The sequence below is a fragment of the Streptomyces albireticuli genome (genome assembly GCF_002192455.1).
In the GTDB taxonomy this organism is placed as follows: Bacteria; Actinomycetota; Actinomycetes; order Streptomycetales; family Streptomycetaceae; genus Streptomyces; species Streptomyces albireticuli_B.
In genome coordinates this window covers 596369-621064 of record NZ_CP021744.1, presented here as the reverse complement: position 1 = coordinate 621064, position 24696 = coordinate 596369, and the positions used below count along the sequence as shown (strand labels likewise).

The following is a 24696-nucleotide window of genomic DNA, read 5'->3' as shown; positions in this document are numbered from 1 at the left end:
CCCTCAGTCCCGGCTCTCGGCGGGGTCCTTGAGGCCGACCGTGGCGTAGTCGAGCTGGCCGCCGAAGGAGGTGTGCCCGTACGCGCCCGCGATGTTGGTGCCCAGGACCAGGGGCCACCGCCGGACGAGCACCGGGACGGCCGGAGCCTGGGTGAGGATCCGCCCGTCGAGCTGCTGCCAGGCACCGGCGGCCCGCCCGGTGTCGGTCATGGCGCCGATCTCGTCCATCCGCCTCATCGTCGCGTCGTCGCGGAAGAGGGAGTGGTTGCCGGAGTTGCCCTTCTCCTTGATGAAGCGGCCGTCGAAGACGAAGGGCAGGAAGGTGGAGCCGGAGGGGTAGTCGGGGCACCAGCCGGTGTAGACCATGTCGGTGCGGTTCTTGGTGTCACCGATGGTGGCGTAGAAGGCGGACGGGTCCACGGTCTCGATGGTGGCCTTGATGCCGGCCCGGCCCAGGGCCTGCTGGATGGCCTCGGCGCGGCCCTTGTCACCGGCCGAGGCGGTGATCTTCGTCGAGAAGCCGCCGGGTCTGCCGGCCTCCTTCAGCAGTTGCCTGGCCTTCTCCGTGTCGCCCGTCGCGGGGATCTTCAGGGTGTCGGGCTGCTTGCCGCCGAAGAGGGACGCCGGCATGTACGCGGTCGACAGGTCGTTGAAGGCGGGGCCTCCGGAGGAGGTGAGGACGGCGTCCCGGTCGAGGGCGTACTGCACGGCCTGCCGGACCTTGGTGTTGTCGAAGGGCGCCCGGCCGGTGTGCATCTGGACCATGTCGGTGCAGTTGGTGGACTCGGCGAGCAGCCGCTCGCGCACTCCGGCGTCGGGCAGGACCTTCGCGGCGCTCTCCGGCCGCAGGGCGCCCCAGGAGACGGCGGAGGCGTCGGCGCCCTGGCTCGCTATCAGCCGGTCGTCGATCTGGTTCGCCTTCAGGCCCATCATGACGACCAGCTTGTCCGGGTACGCCTTGCGGACCTCGTCCGTCCCCGGGTCCCAGTGCTCGTTGCGGACGAGGACGAGCTTCTTGCCGCGCGCGTAGGAGTCGACCTTGTACGGGCCGGAGGAGAACGGCCGGTTGTCGTACTGCGGGCCCTTGTCCCGCGCCTGCGGCACGGGCGCGAAGGTGGGCATGACCGTGGCGTTGGGGAACTCGGCGAAGGGCTTGCGCAGTTCGAAGACGAGGGTGCGGTCGTCCGGCGTCCTGACGGAGTCGAGGTGCTCGCCCTGGGCGGGGCCCCGGTAGCCCTCGGCGCCGGCGAGGTAGCGGGCGGCGTAGTCGGCGCCGCCGGGCAGGTCGGGGGAGAAGGACCGCTCGACGTTGTACTTGACGTCCTGCGCGGTGACGGGCGAGCCGTCCTCGTACTTCACGCCCGGCTTGAGGTGGAACGTCCATGTCCTGGCGTCGGCGGACGGCGTGCCCAGGTCGGTGGCGAGGTCGGGGACCAGTGTGCCGCCCTGCGTGCCGGGCGCGGCCTTGTACGTCACCAGGGTGCGGTAGAGCAGCCGGGTCCCGAAGTCCATGTCGTTCATGACCCAGTTGCGGGCCGGGTCGAGGTGGGTGAAGTCCTGGTTGGACAGCACCGTCAGCGTGCCGCCCTTCCGCGGGGTGCCGCCGATCGCCTTGCCCTCGTGGGCGGCGGCGGGGTTCTTGCCGCCCTCCTTGCCGCCGGCCGACCGCTTCCCGCCGGAACACCCGGCCGCCCCCAGGGCGAGGGAGGCCGCCAGCATCGCGGCCATGGCAGTGCACGTGCGCTTGTTCATCAGTGGTCACTCCGTGAACAGTCGAACAGCTGGACGCTGAAATGTGACCCGTAACATAGTAATGTGAAATTGCACTGACAAGGCGTCAGTCGGTCCGTTACCCACCTGTGTCCGAGGGGGAGTCCCGTGCAGGAACCCGCAGTCTCCGCGATCCGTACGGTCAGTCATGACCTGCCGGTCTCGGCCGAGTTCGAGGCGTTCATGGCGAACGGCTGGGCGGCGACGCCGCTGCCCGCCGACATCCGGCTGCCCGTGGCGGACCTCGCCGCGGCCCGCCGCGCGAAGCTGTCCGCACGTTTTCCCGGCGAGCGGCTGATCGTGCCCGCGGGCGAGTTCAAGGTCCGCTCCAACGACTGCGATTACCGCTTCCGCCCGCACAGCGCCTACGCCTGGGTGACCGGTCTGACCGGCGAGGACCAGGCCGGGCACGTGCTGGTCCTGGAGCCCGACGGCCCGCACCGGCACGAGGCGGTGCTGTACGTGCGGCCGCGGTCGCCCCGCGCCGGCGCGGAGTTCTACCGGGACCGGCGCTACGGCGAGTTCTGGGTCGGCCGCCGCCCCGACCTCACCGAGGCCGAGCGCATGACCGGCATCCGCTGCGCCCACCGGGAGGAGTGCGACCGGCTGCCGCCGGGCCGCGACGCGTCCGGCGACGCCGAACTCGCCGCCGCCCTGAGCGAACTGCGGCTGGTCAAGGACGCGTGGGAGGTCGGACAGCTTCAGCTGGCCGTGGACCACACCGCCGCCGGCTTCGAGGACGTCGTACGGGCGCTGCCCCGCGCCCTCGCCCACCCGCGCGGCGAACGGTGGATCGAGGGCGTCTTCGGCCTGCGCGCCCGCGCCGAGGGCAACGGCCCCGGCTACGAGACCATCGCGGCCTCCGGCGCGCACGCGTGCGTCCTGCACTGGATACGCAACGACGGCAGGCTCGACCCCCGTGAACTCCTCCTGCTGGACGCGGGCGTGGAGACCGACACCCTCTACACCGCCGACATCACCCGCACCCTGCCGCTGTCCGGACGCTTCACGCCCGTCCAGCGCCAGGTCTACGAACTCGTCCTCGCCGCCCAGGACGCGGGCATGGCCGCCCTCAAGCCCGGCGCGAGCTTCCGCGACTTCCACCGGGCCGGCATGCGGGTCATCGCCGAGGGGCTCGCCGAGTGGGGCGTGCTCAAGAGCGCCGAAGGCGACTTCCATCGCCGGTACACGCTGTGCAGCAGCGGTCACATGCTCGGCCTGGACGTCCACGACTGCGCCCAGGCGCGCGCGGACGCCTACCTCGACGGCGTCCTGGAGGAGGGGCAGGTCCTCACCGTAGAGCCCGGGCTCTACCTCCAGCCCGACGATGAGTCGCTGCCGGCCGAACTGCGCGGCATCGGCGTGCGGATCGAGGACGACCTGGTCATCACCGCCGACGGGGCCCGGCTGATGTCGCACGCGCTGCCCCGCACGCCCGAGGCGGTCGAGGCGTGGATGGGTGAACTCCTCGAAGGATAGGGAAAGCGTCAACCACGAGGTGCGGACGGGCTCTTGGCAGCGGCAGTGCAATGTGAAATATTACTGACGTGCTCATGAGCAACTCCTCCTCGGACGTCATCGTCGTCGGAGCGGGCGTGGTCGGCGCCGCCTGCGCCTACTACGCCGCCCGCGACGGCCTCACCGTCACCGTGGTCGACCGCGGCCCCGTCGCCGGCGGGACCACGGGCGCCGGCGAGGGAAACCTCCTGGTCTCCGACAAGGAACCCGGACCGGAGCTCGAACTTGCCCTGCTCTCCGCGCGGTTGTGGCGCGAGCTGGCCCAGGAGCTCCCGGCCCGGATCGAGTACGAGGCCAAGGGCGGCCTCGTCGTCGCCTCCGACGCCCCCGGCCTGGCCGCGCTGCGGAAGTTCGCCGCCGCCCAGGCCGGGGCCGGCGTCACGGCGGAGGAGGTCCCGGCGGACCGGCTCCACGACCTGGAGCCGCACCTGGCACCGGACCTCGGGGGCGGCTTCCACTATCCGCAGGACGCCCAGGTACAGCCCGCCCTCGCCGCCGCCCACCTGTTGCGCGCCTCAGGAGCCCGGGTCCGTACCGGAGAGGAGGTCACGGCCGTCCTCACCGGCCCGAACGGGGAGGTGCGGGGCGTGCGCACGGCCGCCGGCGAGCTGCGTGCCCCGTTCGTCGTCAACGCCGCCGGCACCTGGGGCGGCGAGGTGGCCCGGCTCGCCGGCGGACACCTGCCCGTACTGCCCCGCCGGGGCTTCGTGCTCGTCACCGAACCGCTGCCGCGCGTGGTGCGGCACAAGGTCTACGCGGCCGACTACGTCGCCGACGTCGCCAGCGGCTCGGCGGCGCTCCAGACCTCCGCCGTGGTCGAGGGCACCCCGGCGGGCCCGGTCCTCATCGGCGCCAGCCGCGAACGGGTCGGCTTCGACCGCACCCTGTCGGTGGAGGTGCTCCGGCGCCTCGCCGCCCAGGCCACGGCCCTGTTCCCGGTGCTGGCCGGGGTGCGGGCCCTGCGCACGTACGCCGGGTTCCGCCCGTACCTGCCCGACCACCTGCCCGCCATCGGCCCCGACCCCCGCGTCCCCGGACTGCTGCACGCCTGCGGTCACGAGGGCGCGGGGATCGGGCTCGCCCCCGCCACCGGCCTGGCCGTCGCCCGGCAGCTGACGGGCGGCGAACCCCCGTTCGACCTCGGCCCGTTCCACCCCGGCCGCTTCACCCCGGCCGCCTGAACCCCCGCCCCGCTTCCGCCCGTTGCCCCGCACCGTCCCGAGAGGAGGCCCGCACGTGGCCCGTACCCCCGCCGACCTGGTCAGGGCGGAGCCCGACCCGCCCTTCGAGATCACCTTCGACGGCCGTACGGTCACCGCCCTGCCCGGCCAGTCCGTGGCCGCCGCCCTGTGGGCGGCGGGCATCCTCGCCTGGCGCACCACCCGGCACGGCGGCCGCCCCCGCGGGGCCTTCTGCGGCATCGGGCAGTGCTACGACTGCCTCGCCACGGTCAACGGCGAGCCCAACCGCCGGGCCTGCCTGGTGCCCGCCCGGCCCGGGGACGCGATCACCACCCAGGAGGGACACGGCCATGCCGGGCTCGCCGTCTGAACCGTACGACCTCGCGGTCGTCGGCGCGGGCCCGGCCGGCCTCGCCGGGGCCGCCACGGCCGCCCGGCTCGGCCTGTCCGTCGCCGTCCTGGACGCCGCCGCGCAGGTGGGCGGCCAGTACTTCCGCCACCCCGCGCCGGGCCTGGGCGCCGCCCGCCCGCAGGCCCTGCACCACGACTGGGCCGCCTTCACCGAGCTGAGAGGTCGCTTCGAGGCGAGCGGGGCCACGCACTTGGCCGGACACCATGTGTGGGCCGTGACGCGGCAGGGCGAGGAGGCGTGGAGCGTGCACGCGCTCGTCGGGGTGGACGATGGCGCGGGGGCCGGCCGCGAGGGCGGCGACGTTCCCGCTGACGGCGGCCGAGGCGGCACCGACACCGGCGAGGGCCGGGGCACCCGCGGCGGTCGCGCGGACGGCACGTACAGCCGAAGCGCCCTCGCCGACGGCAGCCGCGGCACCGGCAGCGCCGAAGTCTCCGGTACCCCCGGCGCCGGCACGGGCGGCGAAGGCCGCACCGGCGCGGGCTTCAGGGGCCGGCGTCCCGTACGGCTGCACGCCCGTGCCGTCCTGTTCGCCACCGGCGCCGGCGAGCGGCAACTTCCCTTCCCCGGCTGGACCCTGCCCGGCGTCGTCGGCGCGGGCGGCGCCCAGGCCATGCTGAAATCCGGGCTCGTCCTGCCCGGCCGGCGGATCGTCGTCGCGGGCAGCGGGCCGCTGCTCCTCGCCGTCGCCTCCTCCCTCGCCGCCGCCGGCGCCCAGGTCCCCGCCGTGGTGGAGGCGTCCGGCTATCTCGGCTACGCCCGCCGGCCGGGCGCCCTGGCGGCCAACCCCCACAAGCTCCTCGAAGCTTCCGTCCACGGCGCGGCACTCCTGCGCCACCGCGTACCGCTGCGCACCCGTAGCGCGGTGACCGAGGCGCACGGCACCGACCGCGTCGAGGCCGTCACCGTCTCCCGGCTCGACCGCGACTGGCGGCCCGTGCCCGGCACGGGCCGCCGCGTCGCCTGCGACGCCCTGGCCGTGGGCCACGGGCTGGCACCCCAGACCGAGCTGGCCACCGGCCTCGGCTGTACGACCCGTCGGACGCCCGACGGCACGTACGCCCTCGTCCTGGGCCGCTTCCAGCAGACCTCGGTGCCCGGCCTGTGGGCCGCCGGCGAGGCGGGCGGGACCGGCGGCTGGCAGCTCGCCCGCGTCGAGGGCGAACTGGCGGGCATCGCGGTGGCCGCCCGGCTGCGCGCGCTCCCGGCGCTCACCCGGAGCCGGCGCGTACGGGACCTGGCCCGGCGCCGCGACCGCATGCGCGCCTTCGCCGGCGCCATGGCCGCCGCCCACGCGCCCGGCCCCGGCTGGACCGCGTGGCTCGACGACGACACCGACGTCTGCCGCTGCGAGGAGGTGACCGCCGGAAGCGTGCGCGAGGCCGTCACCGCCCTCGGCGCCCGGGACGCCCGGACCGTCAAGCTCCTCACCCGGGCGGGCATGGGCTGGTGCCAGGGGAGGATGTGCGGCGCGGCCGTGGCCTGCCTCGCGGCGTCCGGTACGGCGCAGGGGACCGTACCGCCGTCCGCCGAGCGCAGGCCGCTCGCCGTGCCCGTCCCGCTGGGATCCCTCGCCGCCCTGCCCGAGGACCCCGGACAGGGGGACACCTGAACCACCGCACCGCCCTCGCTCCCGCATGTCCCACGCCGTAGCACGTCATAGAAGGGTTTACCGATATGACCGCCTCCTCCTGGACCCCCGACCGCCCCTGGCGCGGCATCATGGTCGCCACCGCCCTCCCGCTGCGCGCGGACCTCTCCGTCGACCACGACGCCTACGCCGAGCACGTCCGGTGGCTGCTCGACAACGGCTGTGACGGAGTCGTCCCCAACGGATCCCTGGGCGAGTACCAGACGCTCACCGACGAGGAGCGCGCCCGCGTGACGCGCACCGCCGTCGAAGCGGCGGGCGACGGCGCGCGCGTGATGCCCGGTGTCGCCGCCTACGGCGGGGCCGAGGCGCGCCGCTGGGCCGAGCAGGCCGCCGAGGCGGGCTGCGGCTCCGTCCTGCTGCTGCCGCCCAACGCCTACCGTGCCGACGAACCCGCCGTGCGCGCCCACTACGCCGAGGTCGCCCGGGCCGGGCTGCCCGTCGTCGCCTACAACAACCCCGTCGACACCAAGGTCGACCTGACCCCCGCCCTGCTGGCCCGGCTGCACGCCGAAGGCAGCGTCGTGGCCGTCAAGGAGTACAGCGGCGACGTCCGGCGCGCCTACGAGACAGCCGAACTCGCCCCCGAGCTGGACCTGCTGATCGGCGCCGACGACGTCCTGCTCGAACTCGCCGTCGCCGGGGCGGTCGGCTGGATCGCCGGCTACCCCAACGCCTTCCCCGCCACGTGCGCCCGGCTCTACCACGCCGCCGTCGCCGGTGACCTGGAGACGGCGCTGCCCCTCTACCGCTCCTTGCACCCGCTCCTGCGCTGGGACTCCAAAACGGAGTTCGTGCAGGCCATCAAGGTCTCCATGGACATCACCGGACGTCACGGCGGCCCCACCCGCCCGCCGCGCCTGCCGCTCACGGGAGAGACCGAGGCCGCGGTGCGCGCCGCCACGGAGAAGGCCGTCGCCGACGGGCACCACTGACCCGAGGCGGCCGCAAGCCCTTCTTTCCCCTTGCCGAAAGGAAAGGACATCCGTGCGCACCCGTCATGTCTTCCATGCCGTCGACTCGCACACCGAGGGAATGCCCACACGCGTCGTCACCGGCGGCGTCGGTGTGATCCCCGGCGCCACCATGGCCGAGCGCCGGCTCCACTTCATCGAGCACATGGACCACCTGCGCACGCTCCTGATGTACGAGCCGCGCGGCCACGCCTCGATGAGCGGCGCGATCCTCCAGCCCCCCACCCGGCCCGACGCCGACTACGGGGTCCTCTACATCGAGGTCTCCGGGGTGCTGCCGATGTGCGGGCACGGCACCATCGGGGTGGCCACCGTGCTCGTCGAGACCGGCATGGTGCCGGTCAGCGAGCCCGTGACCACCGTGCGCCTCGACACCCCGTCCGGTCTGATCACCGCAGACGTCCAGGTCGAGGACGGCGCGGCCAAGGCCGTCACGCTCACCAACGTGCCGTCCTTCTGCGTCGGTCTCGACCTCAAGGCCGACGTGCCCGGCCACGGGACGGTCACCTACGACCTCGCCTTCGGCGGCAACTTCTACGCCTTCGTCGAACTCGACGCCCTGGGACTGCCCTTCGACCGGGACCGCAAGGACGACCTGCTCGCCGCCGGGCTCGCCGTCATGGAGGCGGTCAACGCCTCGCCGGACCGGCCCGTCCACCCCGAACAGCCCGGGATCAGCGGCCTCAAACACGTCTACCTCGCCGCCCCCGGCTCGGACGCCCATCGCTCCCGGCACGCCATGGCCATCCACCCCGGCTGGTTCGACCGTTCCCCCTGCGGCACGGGCACCTCCGCCCGGATGGCGCAGCTGCACGCCCGCGGCGCGCTGCCCCTCGACCGCGACTTCGTCAACGAGTCCTTCATCGGCACCAGGTTCACCGGCCGCCTGGTGGGGGAGACGCGGGTCGGCGACGTGCCCGCGGTCGTGCCCGCCATCACCGGCCGCGCCTGGATCACCGGCACCGCCCAGTACTTCCTCGATCCGGACGACCCCTTCCCCGGAGGTTTCCTCCTGTGACCGCCGCCCCGACCTCCCTCGCCTCGCACAACCCGGCCGACCCGGCCGACACCGTCCACGACGGGCCCGCGGCCGGCGCCTCCGGTGCCGCCGAGGCCGTCGAGCGGGCCCGCGCCGCCCAGCCCGGCTGGCTCCTGGCCGGCGCCGCCGCCCGCTCCTCCGCGCTCTCCGCCGTCGCCGCGGCGATCGAGGCCGCGGCCGGCGAACTCGCCGCCCTCGCCGTGCGCGAGGTGGGCAAGCCCCTCGCCGAGGCACGGGCCGAAGTGACCCGCACGGCCGCGATCTGGCGCTACTACGCCCAGGCGCCCTACGAGCCCTCCGGCGCCGTCCACGAGACCGCCGGCGGCCCCGGCCTGCTGCTGACCCGGCGCCGCCCGCACGGCGTCGCCGGCCTCGTCACCCCCTGGAACTTCCCCTTCGCCATCCCGTCCTGGAAGGCCGCGCCCGCGCTCGCGGCCGGCAACACGGTCGTCCTCAAACCCGCGCCCGAGGCCACCGCGTGCGCCCTGCGCCTCGCCGGGATCGTCCAGCGGGCCGTACCCGACGCGGTGTTCACGGTCGTTCCCGGCGGCGCGGCCGAGGGCCACGCCGTGGTCGCGACCGCCGACGTCGTCTCCTTCACCGGCTCCACCGCCGTAGGCGACGCGGTCGCCCGTGCCGCCACCGCCCGGGGCGTCCCGGTCCAGGCCGAGACGGGCGGGCTCAACGCGGCGATCGTCCTGCCCGACGCCGACATCGGGCGGGCCGCCGCCCACCTCGCCGCGGCGATCGCCGGATACGCCGGGCAGAAGTGCACCGCGACCAGCCGGGTCATCGCCGTCGGCGCCGCCCTCGACCCCCTGCGCGAGGCGCTCGCCGAAGCGTTGCGCGCCCTGCCCGTGGGCGACCCGGCCGAACCCGCCACCGTGTGCGGCCCCCTCATCTCGGCACAGGCTCGGGACCGCTTCGACCGGTCGCTCGCCGGCGCCTCCGTCCTCGCCGCCGGCACCGCGCCGGACGGCCCCGGCTGGTACACGGCCCCCACCCTGGTCGAAAAGGTGCCGGCCGGGCACCGGCTGCTCACCGAGGAGGTCTTCGCCCCCGTCGCCGCCCTGCTGCCCGCGGACGACCTGCCGCACGCCGTACGGATCGCCAACTCCGTTCCGTACGGCCTGGTCACCTCGGTCCACACCGGCGGGCTCGAAGCGGCGCTGCGCGGCCTCGACCACCTCGACACCGGCATGATCCGCGTCAACGCCCCCTCCACCGGAGTCGACTTCCACCTGCCGTTCGGCGGCACCAAGGCCTCCGGCCACGGGCCGCGCGAGCAGGGCCGCGCGGCGCTGGAGTTCTACACCTCCAGCCGGACCTACACCCTGGCGCCATGAGAAAGATGTGACATTGTACGCTCGTTGGTCCGTCCAGGTACGGACCAGCCGGGGAGCGCGGCTGCGCACGTACCGCGGACGCGGCTGCCGGACCTCGGCCGCCGCACCGGCGACGAAGGGACACGGGACACCATGGGCCACCTCAAGCAGCGCACCCTCATCACCGCCACCGAGCGGCTGCGCGACCAGGTCGCCCACGCCCTGCGGGCCGCCCTCATCTCGGGCGAACTCCGCCCCGGCGAGGTCTACTCCGCGCCGCAGCTCGCGGAGGACTTCGGCATCTCCGCGACCCCGGTGCGCGAGGCCATGCTCGACCTCGCCCGCGAGGGCCTGGTCGAGCCGGTCCGCAACAAGGGCTTCCGGGTCACCGAGGTCAACGAGCGCGACCTGGACCAGTACACCGAGATCCGCACGCTCATCGAGGTCCCCACCACGGGCCGCGTCACACGCACCGCGGCCCGCGAGGACCTCGAAGCGCTCCGCCCGGTCGCCGAGGAGATCGTGCGCGCCGCCCGCGACCACGACCTCATCGGCTACCTGGAGGCCGACCGTCAGTTCCACCTCACCCTGCTCGCCCTCTCCGGCAACGAACGCCTCGTCGAGACCGTCGGCGACCTGCGCAAGCGCTCGCGCCTGTACGGGCTGACCGCGCTCGACCGGCGCGGCGAACTCATCCCCTCCGCCGAGGAGCACCTCGAGATCCTGGACCGGATGCTCGCCGGTGACGCCGAGGGCGCCGAGGAGTCCATGGCACGGCACCTGGGACACGTGCGCTCCCTGTGGGCGAAGGGCAGCAGCGACAAGGACTCATGACCGCGCCCGGGAGGCCGGCGCGAGAAGGAGGGCGTACATGCGCACTTCACCCCTGATCGCGGCGGCCCTCGCAGGGTGCCTGGCGTTCCCCGCGACGGCGTCGGCGTCTCCCGCCCGGCCCCCGTCCGCGCACGGCTGCGCCCTCAAGGGCGCCACGGGCTGGACGGACGAGGGCCACGACACCGACCCCGTCCGCTTCCGGCGCGCCACCGGCACGCACCGTGTCCTGACCCTCTTCGCCGACTTCCCCGACGCGCGGGCCACCGGTCCCACCGCCCCGTACGCCGCCCACCTCGCCCCCGCCGCCGACTGGCTGCGCGAGGCCTCCTACGGGCGGGCCCGGCTGGAGGTCACACCGCTGCACCGCTGGATCCGGATGCCGGCGCCCTCCGCCTCGTACGGTTTCCGGCGCGGCCTCACCTTCGAGGCCCACGAGCGCTACCTCCGCGACGCGGTCACGGCCGCCGAACCGTACGCGGACTTCTCCCGCTACGACATGGTGTACGTCGTCCCCGCGCGGGAAGCGTCCGAGATCTCCTTCTCCCCGGCCTACCTCTTCGACCCCGCCACGCCCGGCGTCACGGCCGACGGCACCCGCGTCCGATGGGCCGTCACCTTCGGGCAGGACATGTGGCGCTGGGGCCACAAGGTCGTCGCGCACGAGACCGGCCACCTCTTCGGCCTGCCCGACCTCTACGCCTTCACGGGCGAGACCCACCGCCACGTCGGCGGCTGGGACGTCATGGGCGACATCGCCGGCACCGCACCGCAGTACCTCGGCTGGCACTCCTGGAAGCTCGGCTGGACGCGGGACGACCAGGTCGCCTGCCTCGGCGCACCCGGCCGGCGCACGGTCCGGCTGACCCCGGTGGAGCGGCCGGGCGGCACCAAGATCGCCGTGGTCCGCACGGGGCGGACGAGGGCCTACGTCGCCGAGTCGCGGCGTGCCGAGGGCAACGACGAGGGCGCGCCCTCGACCGGCGTCCTCATCTACGAGGTCGACTCCGCCACCCCCACCGGCGAGGGCCCCGTCCGGGTCGTGAGGGCCCGCGCCCACGCGCCCGGAGAGTCCTTCACGGATCCGGTCGCCGGTGTCCGCGTCGACGTCGTCGCGGGCGGCGGGAGGGGAGACGTGGTGCGCGTCGTCCGCTGGAGGGGTGCGTCGGCAGGGGCGGTGTGACCTGGGCCGGGAGCCGGCGCCCGGTGAGGCCGTGGTCGATCTTCGGACAGTTTCCCGGCCCGGGAGTGTCCGGCCCGGCGGTCCCACCGTGGGAGACCCGCTCCTCGGTACCGAAGTGAGACAAAGCCCTTGGTGACAGGCGGGCGCCGCGATCCGGCCGTCATGACGTGATCACAGGCGGTGATCGCGTGGCCGGAAAAGCGCGAGACCGGCCGGACGGCTCCGTGGATCGGGCAATGATCTCCCTCGGCCCGGCTCCGGGGGTGCGGCAGCGGAGAGCGTGGGCGGTTCCTGTTGTCCCCGGTGGTACGGAGAGGGCTATGCCGGTCGAGGTCGTTTTCTTCAATGTCGGTCAGGGTGACTGCACCCTGTTGTGGTTCTACGACCGGAAGAACAAGAACGTCGGTACGCACGCCGTACTGATCGACTGCGGCTCGACCGAGCCGCTCCGTCCGTTGAACTCCTTGGCGCGGGGCCAGGCGTTGTCCGCCAAGGACGAGATGGTCGAGCGAATAAAGGCCAAGCTGGACCACTACCTCGGGCGCTTGCGGAATCCCTACGTCCTGGACTGCCTGATCGTCACGCATCCCGACGAGGACCACTTCAACCTGCTGGAGCACGTCCTCCTGTCGGAGCTGGACCCGCCGCAGCTGAAGTACACGATCCGCCAGGTCATGTACAGCCTCCATCCGCTGGACTACCGCGAGCGCGGCGGCGACTTCCTGTGGACCTTGTTCCACCACTGGGGGGACATCGGCGGGGCGAGCGGCCAGAAGATCGAGAATCCGCCGCAGCAGGTCACCATGCCCTCGGCGCCGGTGCCGCTCCTCCCGGGGATCCTCGGGGCGAACGTCTACATGCTCGGTGGCGTTCTCGGCCCGGAGCGCCCGAACGACGTGGCGAAGTACGAGACCGGCCCGAAGGAGGCCATCGCCAACGCCTCCAGCCTGGTGACGGTGGTCATGGGCGAACCCGACGCGAACAAGAAGCGCCAGAAGGTGCTGCTGATGGCCGACGCCGTGACGCTCAACGAGCGCTATCTCGTGGGCACGGCGAACACCTTGTGCCGGCGGGAGAACAACCTCTGGCTCAAGATCGGCCACCACGGCAGTGAGACCTCCACGGACAACGCGTGGCTGGACCACACCACCCCCGACGGTCTCTTCGTCAGCACCGGTCCCAAGAAGTTCGGCGGCAAGACCGCCACGTGCACCCAGAAGAACATCACCGATCGGCTCGTGCCTCACTGGAGAGGCGTGCGCCCGCGGCTCCCCCTCCCTGATCCACGGATCAAGACACCCCCGAACTGGGGCTACGTCGTCCAGGACGACACCAGCGGCGCCCGCGGCCCCTTCGTGCACCTCCCGGCGACCGACCCGAACACCCACGTCACCGACCCGCTGTTCAGCTCGATGGCCGTACCCAACGTGAACGGCACGGCGACGGGATGGCGCGGTGTCGACTGGCACCTGCGGCTGGACGACGCGGCACCCGGTTCCTTCGAGATCTGGTTCGAGTAGGGAGAGGCCCGGATCATGCCTTTGAACATCGCCGATCTGCGCGCCGCACTGGAGCGCGCCCGCACCGACCACCGTCTGCACGTGGACGTCGGGTTCCTCCAGCTCGCCCCCGCGCACGACCTGTTCGCCCGGTTCCTGCCCGGCGCCGTGCTCGACGTCACCGGTGTGACGACCGTCGACACGGACGGCCTGCGGGTGACCGGCCAGGTCACCCTCCTCGGCCAGGCCGCCTCCACGGCGGACGTGGTGTTCCTCGCCGACGCCGGCGGAACCACCGTCGAGGGCGTCCGTGTGGACGTCGCCCTGCTGCCGGGCGGCCTCGTACTGCCCGCCGAGCTCGCCCAGGTGCCCTCGGCACTGGAGCGCGTCGGACTCGGCACCTCACACCTGGTCTTCGGGATCGAACCCGGCGGCGACGCGGGCCCGCTCCCGGCCGTCGGGTGCGGAGTGGAGCTGCTGTTCCCCGACAAGAGCGCGGCCCAAAGGCCGTACGTATGGGGTTACCCACCGGTGGGCGACGTGCAGACCTGGCGGCTGGCGGGGGAGTTCCCCGCCGTGCCCCTGTCCGGCCTGGACGACCTCCTGCCCTGGGCCACCCTGCCCAGCGGCGGCTTCGACCTGCTCCCCGACGACGTGGCCAAGGGCGCGTCCCTGCGCCTGACCGCCCTGTCCCTCGACTTCGCCCTCGGAGCGGCACAGGACGGTGAGGGTGCGCCGGAAGGCGGCGCCGGCACGGGCCCGCGCTGGCTCGCCGCCGGTATGCGGATCGGCCTCGGCCGGTCCTGGGAGCCCCTGCCCGGTCTGCTGAAGCTGGACGACCTGCACGCCGACTTCTCCGTGGCCGACCCCCTGGGCAAGGGCTGCACGGCGGCCGTGGTGCTGGGCGGACGCGTCACGCTCGCCGCCGACGTCGTCCTGGACGTCGGTGTGAGCCTGCCGGAGAAGTCCGTCAGCGGCGTCCTCGTCGGCCCCCTCGCCGTCGGGACCCTGCTCACCGACCGCTTCCCGGGCGTCCCGGTGCCCAAGGACCTGAAGGTGACCCGCCTCGCCGTGGGCGCCGAGCTCGGCCGGGGCCCCGCCTGGGGCTACGGCCTGGACCTCCGGCTCGGCGACGTCTGGCACGTCGACGACGAGATCGCCCTGTCCGAGGTCGGCCTGTCCCTCCTCCGCGCGGGCGACACGACGACCGCCGAGGCGACCGCGTCCTGGAAGCTGGGCGAGGGAACCGTGGACGTCCACGGCACCTGGCAGACCGGCGCCGGGTGGCGGTTCGAGATGGACGCCGCCCACATCGCCCTCGGCGACGCCTTCGCCGCCTTCGGGATCCAGCCGCCGCCCGTGCTCCAGGGCGTCACCGTCGAGCAGTTGACGGTGACGTACGACAGCGCGACGAAGAAGTTCGAGCTGCACGCCCGGGCCGCGTTCCCGCTCGGCGCGATCGCGGCGGACCTCGACGTCACCGTGAAGCTGACCAAGCGCACCGGCGGGCCCGGCTACGACCAGGAGTACACGGGCGGTCTGACCCTGGCCGTCCCGCAGGACCACGGCGACCCGCGCACCCTGGCCTTCTCCGTCAGCGACGTCCAGCACGCCCAGTTCGTCGCCACGTGCACGGACTCCAAGGGCGTCTCCTTCGCCGACGTCGCACGCCTGCTCGGTGTCACGGACCCGTCCACCGGCCAGATCCTCGACCGGCTCGGCGCCCTGGACGCGCTCACGATCGCCTACACCTCCGCACGTAAGGCCATCGTCCTCGCCGCCCACGAGAAGAACGGCGGCTCGCTCGTCGCCGTCTCGGACAAGCCGCCTGCCGGCACCCGCGCCTGGGCCGTCCGCGTGGGCGTGGCGCTGGACGCCCGGCTGTCCCAGGTGCCGCTGCTCCAGGGACAGATCCCCGAGGCCGAGGACGTCGGCGTGCGCGGGCTCGGCGCCCTGGTGGCTCTCGACGCCCTGCCCGCCGACCGGGTCACCGAGCTCAACAAGGCGCTGACCGCCGCCGGTAGGACGCTGCCCCTGCTGCCCGCCGAAGGTATGGCCAAGGGCATGGCCTTCACGGTGGACCTGAAGCTGCCCGGCCGGACCGGGACGACGTCGCTCGCGGTCCGGGGCGCCGGACGGGGCGACAAGGCCCCGGCCGTTTCGCACGCGAACGCGCAGAACAGTGACAGCACCCCCGCGCCACCGCGCGCGAACGCGGGGGACGGCGGCGGCAGCGCCCTCCCGCTGGTCGCCTGGATCGGCGTCCAGCGCTCGATCGGCCCCCTGACCCTGCGCCGCGTCGGCGCCGGATTCGCCGACGGCACGGTGTGGGTGCTCTTCGACGCCTCCCTCGGCATGGCCGGACTCACCGTCGGCGTGGACGGACTCGGACTGGGCATCCCCCTGTCCGACCCGCGGCACCCCCACTTCCGGCTGGACGGGCTGAGCGTCGGCTACTCCCGGCCGCCGCTGGCGATCGAGGGTGCGCTGATCCACAAGCAGGACAAGGACTACGACCCGCTCATCGAGGGCGCGCTGGCCGTCAGGGCCGAGGAGTTCGGGCTCACCGCCCTCGGCGCGTACGCCCGGCCCACCGCCCACCCCGACCAGACCTCACTGTTCATCTTCGGCAAGGCGAACGGCGAGTTCGGCGGACCCCCGCCCGTCCAGGTCACCGGCATCATGGCCGGCTTCGGCTTCAACACCGACGTCCGGCTGCCCGAGGGCGACCAGGTCCTGGACTTCCCGTTCCTCCAGGACCTGACGGCCACCGAACCGCTGAAGGTCCTCGAAAAGCTCATGGGCGGCGGCAAGGACGCCTGGGTCCGCCCGGCGGCCGGGCAGCTGTGGTTCGCCGCCGGCCTGGAGTTCAGGATCTTCGAGTTCCTCGACGGGCAGGCCCTGCTGGTGCTGGAGGTCGGCGACGACTTCGCCGTCGCGGTGCTGGGCACGGCCGAGGCACGGTTCCCCAAGGATCGGTCACTGGCCCCGTACGCGCGGGTCCGGCTCGGCCTGTCCGCCAAGTACCGGGCCAGCGAAGGCGTCCTGAAGCTCACCGCGCAGCTCGCGCCCGGCTCGTTCCTCCTCGACGAGGCGTGCGTCCTCACCGGCGGCTTCGCCCTGTACACCTGGTTCGACGGCGAGAACGCCGGCGACTTCGCGCTGACCCTGGGCGGCTACCACCCGAAGTACCCGGTGCCCGCGCACTACCCGCGGGTGCCGAGGCTCGGCTTCAACTGGCCGGTCACCTCCGAGCTGACCATCAGCGGCGGCTCGTACTTCGCCCTCACCCCCGGCGCGATCATGGCCGGTGGCGCGCTGGACGTGAACTACCGCTCCGGCGACCTGCACGCCTGGCTGACCGCCCACGCCGACCTCCTCATCGAATGGGCACCGTTCCACTTCGACGCGGACATCGGCATCAGCATCGGGGTCAGCTTCGTGCTCGACCTGTGGCTGGTCCGGGAGACGATCAGCGTCGAGGTCGGCGCGTCCCTGCGGCTGTGGGGCCCGCCCACGGCCGGTGAAGTCACCATCCACCTCTGGTTCATCTCCTTCACCATCGGCTTCGGCGACGGCAGCGCCCGCGACGATCAGCCGGCCCCCTGGGCGGACGTGGTCAAGCAGCTGCCGCCGAAGCGGGACGCCGTCCGCCTGGTGCCCATGGACGGGCTGGTACCCGCCCAGGCCGGGGACGGGCTGTGGGTCGTCACCCCCGGCGCCTTCTCGTTCGCCGTCCGCACCGCCGTCCCGGTCTCCGGTCTCGACCTCACGAAGGAGACCGGAGTCCGGAAGATCGACGGCGCGCCCGTCAACATCCGCCCCCGCCGCGACCAGGGCAAGGACCTGGACTCCACCCTCACGGTCACGCTCACCAAGCACGGGGTCGTCCAGGACCTGAGCACCTGGTACGCCGGTGACACGGCGCGGAACCGGGCGAGCCTGCCGGCCGCGCTGTGGGGCGCGTACGACGGCAAGCTGACCACCGGCAGCGCACAGCGGGTGGACGACCAGCTCATGGGCGTCGACCTGCGGCTGCCGGCACCCCACCAGGGCGGCAGCCCGGGGCACATCAAGGCCGGGACGATCGCCCACGACGACCGCGAGCCGGACGGGATCCTGCCGCTGCGGCAGGCCGCCACCGCGCGGACCGCCACCCTGGAGTTCGCGGCCGAAGCAGCTGAAACGGTCGTAGCGGCTGAAGCGGCTGAGCTGGCCGACGTCGCACCGGCGCCGAGCGTCGGCGCGCTCACCGGCGACCTGACCGGCGGCCCCGTCGACCAGTCCCGCGACCGCCTCTTCGCCGCGATGGGCTACCTCGGCGTGAGCCCGGGCACCAACCAGCGGCTGGACGCCACCGACGGCCTGGTGGCCGGTGACGTCGAGGCGAAGCCCGACCACACCGTCCCGGGCACGCCGACCGAGAGCGAGCGGCTGTACGTGCTGGGCGAGGGGCGGACGGTGACGCCCGTCGACGCGCAGAGCCTGACCGCGTACGCGCCCTTCACCTCGGCCTACGAGCACCCGACGCAGCTGGCCGTCAGCCCCGACGGCACCCGGCTCTTCGCCGCCGACCCGGCCTCGCAGCACATCGACGCGTTCGACATCACCGCGAACCCGCCGGGGAAGGCCGTCGACACGACCACCGGCCCCCCGACGTGGCTGGCGCAGAACGTGCGCGCCGCGTCCTTCTCGCCCGACAGCAAGTGGGCGTACGCGACCTACGCGCAGCCCAACCAGCTGGAGATCCTCAACGTGCGGGACGGGGCGCCGAAGGCCGTGCACACCTACGGCACGGACAACCGGACGCCCGCGGACGTCGTGCCCGCCCTGCCGTGGGACGGCACCCACCAGAGGGTGTACATCGCCCTGCCCGACAGCGGCGCCGTCCTCGAACTGGACGTCGCCAACCTCCAGAACCCCATGCCCGTGGGCGACCCGCTGCCCGCCGGCCCGTCCCCCACCCGGCTCGCGGTGGACCCCAAGGGCCGCTGGGTGTACGCGCTCAACGAGGGCGGCGCGACGGTCACCGTCGTCGACGTCACGGCCCGGAAGGCCGTCGCCACCCTGCGGACCGGTACCGGCCCGAGCGCCCTGGCCGCCTCCCCGGACGGCAGGCGCCTCTACGTCACCAACGCCACTACCGGCACGGTGTCCGTCTTCGACACCTCCGGCGAGGTGCCGCGCGAGGCGGCCGAGCCGGTATGGATCGGCCCGGAGCCGATCGCGCTGACGGTGTCCGCCGCGAGCGACCGGCTGTACGTCGCCTGTGCGAAGAACCGGGAGGTACGGGTCGTGGACATCGCCGCGGACCCGCCCGCCCTGCTCGACGTCACCGTCCCCCTGACCGACGACCCGGTCGCGCTGGCCGTCACCGTGCCACCGCCGGTCCAGCAGACCACCCGAACCACCGAAGGCGGTGCCGCATGAGCCCCCTCGCGTACGCCCCGGACCCCGATCCCTCCCTGGACGTGCAGTTCATCGACTCGCTGGTGCCCCAGGTCACCGCCGGGCGCTACACCCTCACGGCCCACCAGACCCTCACCCACGCGGGCGGCCGCGTCGACGAGGACGGCTACCTGGATCCCCCGGCGACCCAGGAGGTGGAGGTCCGGGCACCGCGCTTCACCGTGCAGCCGGACTGGATCCACGGCACCTACCCCTCGCCGGGCGCCACCGGCCTCTACGACGACGTCCTGCCGCACATCACCCTCGACCGGCCCACCCTGCCGTGGGAACGCGACGAGGCGACAGCGGCGAACGGCACGCGGCTGCCGTGGCTCGCCCTGCTCGTCCTCGGCGAGGGCGAGCTCCCCGAGACCGATCCGCACTGCCTCGGCCAGACCGAGGCGCGGACCGTGGAGCAGCTGACCGGCACGGAGGACGGCGTCGTCCTGCCCGCCTTCGACCAGGCCACGGACCCCGTCACCGACGACGACAAGAAGACCGTGTGCCGCACCGTCCTGGTGCACCGCTCCGTCTTCCACGCCGTCGCCCCCACCGAGGCCGAACTGCCGCTCCTCACCCACGTCCGCCGCGTCAACCACCGGCACCAGGCCCCGACCCTCACCGCCGACCTGATCCAGGCCGGCGACTACGCGGTCGTCGTCGGCAACCGGCTGCCCCGCGCCGCCGGCGGCCGGTACGTCGCGCACCTGGTCTCCCTGGAGGGCTGGCAGAAGTTCCTGCCCGACGGAACCAAGGAGGCCTACGACGGCCCCGACCAGAAGCTGCGGCTGATCTCCCTGTGGTCATGGGCGTTCGAGACCGTCCCCGACCACGCGCCCGGCTTCGCCGCCCTCACCGAGCACTTCGTCGACACGGAGGGCGAGCAGGGGTCCGCGCTGCTGCTGCGCGTCCCGCCGGGCGACCGCCCGCTGTCCGGGGACGACCAGAAGGAGGTCGCCGACCGGCTGCGCGACGGCTACCTCCCGGTCTCCTGCCACACCGAGTCCGGCCGCGAGACCTTCGCCTGGTACCGGGGCCCGCTCCTGCCCCGGCCCGCCCGGCCGCGGAGCGACCGCGAGCGGCGGCGCTGCGCCGCCGAGGCACTGATCCACCTGGAGCAGTACGGCGTCTTCGACGTCAGCCTCGCCACCGCGTTCACCGCGGGCCGCGGTGTCGCCCTGGCCGACCACCAGTTCGGCGCCGCGCTCCTGCGGCTGCGGGGCAAGGTGCGGCGGGCGAAGGACAAGCCCGCGGCCGGCGCGCGGGCCCGGCTCGAACACCTGGTGACGAACGGTCTCGCCGGCCACCTCGGCGAGGCCCTGCGCGCCCCCGCCCGGGCCACACCGGACACCCGGCCCGCCGCCGTCACGCCCGTACCGGCCGCGGCCGGCGCACCCACCGGCGCGCACCTCGCCGTACGGGGCGACGACCCGCTCGTCGACCCGCAGGACGAGGACCTCCTCCTCGTACGGAACCGGCTCCTCGGCCTCCGCGACCTCGCGGGCGTCCCCTTCGCCCACCTCGTCCCCGACACCCGGATGCTGCCCACCGAGAGCCTGCGCTTCTTCTACGTGGACCCCGACTGGACCGCCATGCTGCTCGACGGCGCGCTCAGCGTCGGGCTCGCGCACTCCTTCGACCTCACGACGGACGCGCTGGTGTTCGGCCCGGACGGCCAGGCCCCGCTGCCCGGGCCCGCCGCGCCCGTCACGGGCCTCCTCCTGCGCTCGCAGCTGGTCAGCGGCTGGCCCGCGCTGGAGATCCGCCCCTACGCGAGCCCCCGGACCACCGGCGACGACGAGAAGCCGCTGCCGGTCGTGCGCCGCGAGGCGCTCGCCGACGACGTCCTGCTCGTGCTGATCGAGGGCGTCCCCGGCCGGGTCGAGATCGCCGAGCCCCAGCAGGGCGTCCACTTCGGCATCGACGAGCTGGACGAGGGCGTCGTCCACGACCCGGTCGACGACGGCGTCATCCGGCTGCGCGCCCTCACCGGCGACGACATCGGCAAGGAGGTCCCGGACAAGCACTTCCCGGCCACGCCGGGACTCCGCCCGTACCTGCGGGCCACGGGAGCGGGCGCCCCCGACACCGTGCTGAGCGTCTCGCGCCTCGCCGCCGGGCTGAAGGCGGCGCTGCCCCTCGACCACGACCTGACACCCAGCGAGTTCGCCATCCAGATGATCAACGCCGCGCAGCGCCGCACCTTCACCACCGACACCGCCACGACAGGAGACCACCGCAATGGCTGACCGAGACGACACCCTCATCGTCCCGGTGAACGTGGACGCCCTGGTGGTCAACCAGAAGCTCCGCGAGCGCGGCGGCCAGGGCTTCCGGCGCTGGCAGCCCAACTTCAACCTGCTGCGCCACAACCGCACACCGGAGCCGGACCCCTTCACCAACGAGGAGAAGTGGAACGCCACCGAAAAGGGCGAGAGCGACGACGCGTACAAGCGGCACGACGGCGTGTACATCCGCTGGGAGCTGCCGGAAGCGCTGCGCCAGGGCGCCGCCCGCGCGGCCGGCGGGCGCACGGAGTTCCCGCTGGTGCCCAACCGCTGGCTCGTCGTGCGGCAGGCGGACGGCCTCCCGGCGGCGGGCTGGGTGGTCGAGAGCGACCACCTGGACCCCCAGACCGGCACCTCGCGCTTCGTGCACCCCGTCGAGCCCGGCGTCCAGGACCCGACGGTGACGCCGTACCGCTCGACGATCGTGCCCACGAGGATCGGCGCGGCGCGGGACATCGGCCCCGGCGGCACGGCGTGGAGCGAGCCCGCCGCCACGTCCGAGGCCCGCGGGAAGCTGTTCCTCACCGCGGTCGGCCCGGGCATCATGACCTTCCACGTCTACCAGCCGTACCACGAGAACGTCTTCTCCCTGCACGACCCGCTGACCGGCGTCCCCGCCGGCACGACCCTCAACTACCAGGTCGTCGGCTGGTACTCGGACCCCCGGCAGGAGGAGCTCAGCCGCCGCCTGCGCGAGCCGGGCGCCACGGTGGACTCCGTCCTGGCCGGACTCGGCTGGAGCGTCGACGGCCTGCCCGGCGGCTGGACCCCGGACAGCACCACGTACTGCGGCCGCGCCGTCGGCGTGCGGTGGACCCCCGACGCGCTCCCGGACTCGGACTGCCCGGCGAAGGAGGACGTCCGGGAGAAGATCGCGGTCGGGAGCAGCGCGGACGAGGCGTACGCCACGCTCGTCGCCGACCTCGGCCACGACGCCCTCGACCACACCGACCCCGCCCTGCTGCACACGCTCGGCCGTGACCTGCTGGACGTCGTCGACGGCCTCGACGGCTCCATCGAGGCCGCCGAGGCCCTGCACAAGGGCTGGTTCCGGCAGCTCCCCGGCGGCTATGTGTGGCGGCTCGCCGACACCACCGACAAGGGCAACACCTCCGGCGACCCGGCGTCCGTCACCTGGTCCGGCGCGGCACCCGAGCACGAGGCGTGGCTGGCCCGGCTCAACTCCGACCAGGCCGCCCACGACCGCGCCGCGAGCGAGCTCACCGTGCTCCAGCAGCGGCTGTACGCCCTGTGGTGGATGCACGGCCTCCCGCTGATCCCGCCGCAGTACACCCGCGAGCGGCTCCGCGCCGAGATCGACCCGGCGAACGACAAGGGCCTCGCCTTCGAGGTGGCCCGCCGGCAGGACGAACTCCGCGCGCTCCAGGCGAAGATCCCCCACGGCGCCGACGGCGCCGAACTGGAGCGGTCCCTCGCCGCGTACCGCACGGCACACCCGCTGCCCGGGACGTACCAGGTCCGCCGGGAGACCCTCCCGCCCTTCCACCAGGTCACCGACCCCACGGTGGTCCTCGCGGGAGCGAGGAGCCACACCGCGCACCAGGCGCCGGCCGGCGGAAAGACGCTGCCCTGCCGCACCCCCGCGCAGCTCGTCGGCGGCGACCGGACGAACCCGTACCCCGACCTGAAGACGAGCGGGCTGCCGCCGGTCGCGTCGGCCCTGCTCAGCGAGTTCGCCTTCCTGCTGGACCCCGCCGACAAGGACAAGATCCCCGCGAGCCTCGTCCCGCGGCCCTGGCGGCAGCCGTGGAAGCCGCTGCTCTTCCAGTGGCGCGTCAAGCACTGGCCGGTGCCGTACGCCGACGGGGCCACGCCCAACTGGCAGTACGACGGCACCACCTACCGGTGGACGAGCGGGTCCGCCACGGGCGCCGTCGAGGTGACCGGCCGCCGCTTCCTCGTACCGCTGGTCCAGCACACCCTGAGCAGCAGGCTCGAACGGTACGCCGCGGACCACCCCGACGAGGAGGTCTCCAAGGCGTTCGAGAAGGCCGCCGGGCAGATCAAGGACCTGGACCTGCTGTCCCAGCGACTGGACGGCCTGACGGACGCGTTCGCCCTCCGGGACCCCGCGCCCAACCTCAGCCCGCCCGGCCGCATCGGCGAACTCGTCGGCGACGCCTACCACCACCTGCCCGACGCCGGCGCCCTGCCCGAGCCGTTCACGGACTGGGTCCCGTCCGGGTTCACCCGGATCCGGTCCGGACAGTTCGCCCTGAGCGCGCTCACCGTCGTCGACGAGTTCGGCCAGACCCTCGACGTGCTGCTGCCGGGCGACGCGGACTTCCTGCGCCCGAAGGTGGGCGACAGCCTGCTACCGGGCGAGAGGTTCGCCGACGCGCAACTGCGCGAACGGCTCGTCCAGCTGCCGCCGCGGCTGCTCCAGGCCGCCCGGCTGCGGTTCGACTTCGTCACCGAGCACGACGACGAGCGACTGGTCGACCTGACGGCGAACACGACACCGGTGGGCGCGTGGATCGTCCCCAACTACGTCGACCGGTCGCTGCTGTGCTACGCCCCGACGGGCGAGCCGCTGGGCGAGCTGCGCCTCGAACTGCGCGAGAGCGGGGGCGCCGTATCGACGGTGGTCGGCTGGGGCCCGCTGCCCGACTCGCGGATCCGGGACGTCCAGGACCTGCGGGACGCGCGACCGCAGCTGTACGCCTTCGCCCGCGAGCTGGTCGCCAAGGGGCCCGGCGCCTTCGCCGACCTCATGGCCACCGTCGACGGCGCGCTGGGCGGTATCGACCCCGGCAACCCGTACGGTGACGAGGTGCTCGGCGCGCTCCTCGGCCGCCCCCTCGCCCTGGTCCGCGCCCGGCTCGGCTTCGAACTCGACGGCCTGCCGGTCGCCGACCCGGGATGGCAGTACGCCCTCGACTGGCGGACCGTCGCCGAGTGGGGGCAGCGGCCGGCCGGGAAGCCCACGCCGCCGCAGCTGGCCCACCTCGACTACCGGTGGCCCATCCGCCTCGGCAACGCCGGACACCTGGGCGACGGCCTGATCGGCTACTTCGACGAGGCGGACTACACGACGTTCCACGCGGTGACCACGCCGGGCGACTCCGCGCACACGGACTACGTGGCGAAGATCGGCCCGTCCAACTGGCCCTCGCTGCCCGCCGACTCCACGGCACGGAAGCACCTCACCCTGCTGCTCGACCCGCAGGCCGCTGTCCACGCGGTCACGGACCTCCTGCCGGTGACGGACCTCCAGCTGCCCTCGCGCTTCACGCGGACCGCGATGGCCGCCATGCGGGTGGCGCTGAGGCTCAGCCCCGTACTGACCACGACCCGCAGGGTGCCGACCGGGAAGGCACAGGCGGGCGACGGGAAGCCGGAGTTCGCCGACGCCCTGGCGCTGCCGCACCCGACGTCCCCGCAGGGGACGTGGGACTGGGCCGAGCTGACCCCCGCCTCCGAGTGGGCCCACCAGCCGGTCGTCCAGATCGACCAGAACGCCCGGCTGGACGAGGACGGCCCGGTCGTCCGCACCGGCTTCCTCCGCCTGAGCGGCGGATTCGACACCAAGTGAACCCGAGCAGCCTCGAAGCGA

14 protein-coding genes are annotated in these 24696 nt (G+C 73.7%); 13 read left to right on the top strand and 1 reads right to left on the bottom strand.

The features are described 5' to 3' along the window. Window positions 1-3 precede the first annotated feature (3 nt). Window positions 4-1752 (bottom strand): ABC transporter substrate-binding protein, encoded by a 1749-nt coding sequence (locus tag SMD11_RS02690; protein WP_087924871.1) that lies wholly within the window; start codon window positions 1750-1752, stop codon window positions 4-6. Window positions 1753-1878: 126 nt separating this feature from the next. On the opposite strand from SMD11_RS02690, the gene SMD11_RS02685 reads away from it, so the two are divergent. The 13 genes from SMD11_RS02685 to SMD11_RS02625 all read left to right on the top strand — a co-directional run bounded on the left by SMD11_RS02685 (window position 1879) and on the right by SMD11_RS02625 (window position 24675). Beyond that, window positions 1879-3249: an aminopeptidase P family protein gene (locus tag SMD11_RS02685; RefSeq protein WP_234365862.1), complete on the top strand. Its 1371-nt coding sequence runs from the start codon at window positions 1879-1881 to the stop codon at window positions 3247-3249. Between the two features lie 74 nt (window positions 3250-3323). Continuing rightward, window positions 3324-4469, top strand: coding sequence for an NAD(P)/FAD-dependent oxidoreductase (locus tag SMD11_RS02680; RefSeq protein ID WP_087924870.1), 1146 nt, complete (start codon window positions 3324-3326; stop codon window positions 4467-4469). Window positions 4470-4524: 55 nt separating this feature from the next. Then, complete coding sequence (locus SMD11_RS02675) at window positions 4525-4839, top strand: (2Fe-2S)-binding protein (RefSeq protein ID WP_087924869.1); 315 nt, start codon at window positions 4525-4527, stop codon at window positions 4837-4839. Further along, on the top strand, window positions 4820-6493 hold the full coding sequence (locus SMD11_RS02670; protein ID WP_087924868.1) for an NAD(P)/FAD-dependent oxidoreductase: 1674 nt from the start codon (window positions 4820-4822) through the stop codon (window positions 6491-6493). Before SMD11_RS02675 ends, SMD11_RS02670 begins: the two co-directional genes overlap by 20 nt. A gap of 65 nt (window positions 6494-6558) precedes the next feature. Then, the gene (locus SMD11_RS02665; RefSeq protein WP_087924867.1) at window positions 6559-7467 is read left to right on the top strand and encodes a dihydrodipicolinate synthase family protein; all 909 of its coding nucleotides are present in this window, start codon (window positions 6559-6561) and stop codon (window positions 7465-7467) included. Window positions 7468-7519: 52 nt separating this feature from the next. Continuing rightward, window positions 7520-8524, top strand: a complete 1005-nt coding sequence (locus SMD11_RS02660; protein ID WP_087924866.1) for a proline racemase family protein — start codon at window positions 7520-7522, stop codon at window positions 8522-8524. Then, on the top strand, window positions 8521-9891 hold the full coding sequence (locus SMD11_RS02655) for an aldehyde dehydrogenase family protein (protein ID WP_087924865.1): 1371 nt from the start codon (window positions 8521-8523) through the stop codon (window positions 9889-9891). Before SMD11_RS02660 ends, SMD11_RS02655 begins: the two co-directional genes overlap by 4 nt. A gap of 132 nt (window positions 9892-10023) precedes the next feature. After that, a complete protein-coding gene (locus SMD11_RS02650; protein ID WP_087924864.1) occupies window positions 10024-10704 on the top strand; it encodes a GntR family transcriptional regulator in 681 nt (226 codons plus the stop codon). A gap of 37 nt (window positions 10705-10741) precedes the next feature. After that, a complete protein-coding gene (locus SMD11_RS02645; RefSeq protein ID WP_087924863.1) occupies window positions 10742-11884 on the top strand; it encodes a M6 family metalloprotease domain-containing protein in 1143 nt (380 codons plus the stop codon). 320 nt (window positions 11885-12204) lie between these two features. Next, the gene (locus SMD11_RS02640; RefSeq protein WP_087924862.1) at window positions 12205-13404 is read left to right on the top strand and encodes a hypothetical protein; all 1200 of its coding nucleotides are present in this window, start codon (window positions 12205-12207) and stop codon (window positions 13402-13404) included. Between the two features lie 15 nt (window positions 13405-13419). Continuing rightward, entirely contained in the window at window positions 13420-18813 is a 5394-nt protein-coding gene (locus tag SMD11_RS02635; RefSeq protein ID WP_159395198.1) for a DUF6603 domain-containing protein, read from the top strand. After that, window positions 18810-21080: a hypothetical protein gene (locus SMD11_RS02630; protein ID WP_087924860.1), complete on the top strand. Its 2271-nt coding sequence runs from the start codon at window positions 18810-18812 to the stop codon at window positions 21078-21080. Before SMD11_RS02635 ends, SMD11_RS02630 begins: the two co-directional genes overlap by 4 nt. Further along, window positions 21073-24675 carry a hypothetical protein gene (locus SMD11_RS02625; RefSeq protein WP_087924859.1) on the top strand — a complete coding sequence of 1201 codons (3603 nt, stop codon included), beginning with the start codon at window positions 21073-21075 and terminating at the stop codon, window positions 24673-24675. Before SMD11_RS02630 ends, SMD11_RS02625 begins: the two co-directional genes overlap by 8 nt. Window positions 24676-24696: the final 21 nt, after the last annotated feature.